Source organism: Pseudomonas baetica (assembly GCF_019733355.1).
Taxonomy (GTDB): Bacteria; Pseudomonadota; Gammaproteobacteria; order Pseudomonadales; family Pseudomonadaceae; genus Aquipseudomonas; species Aquipseudomonas baetica_A.
The window spans coordinates 1-256 of record NZ_JAIHLQ010000191.1; the positions used below are offsets into that span (position 1 = coordinate 1).

Genomic DNA, 256 nt, shown 5'->3' on the forward strand with positions numbered 1-256 from the left:
AAGAAGTTGCGCACTTCAGACCTCAAATCCGCACGAAAAACAGTCAAAAACCCGATCAAGTGCAGCTTCACCCCCGGCTCCCGGGCACTTCGAAAAACCTGGCACGCTACTTGATATGTCTTCGGCACCCACCGGGCGATTTCGCCTCCCGGGCACCTTAAATTTATCCGCAAGGAGAGCACCCCATGGCAACACCAGCGTACATGTCGGTTACCGGCGAAAAACAAGGCCTGATCACTGCCGGCGCCTTCACTGC

The 256-nt window shown here is 55.9% G+C and carries 1 pseudogene; it reads left to right on the forward strand.

Features of this window, described 5'->3' with window-relative positions:
* Window positions 1-185: 185 nt before the first annotated feature.
* Window positions 186-256 (forward strand): annotated as a pseudogene (locus K5E40_RS34700) (type VI secretion system tube protein Hcp); the annotation flags it as partial.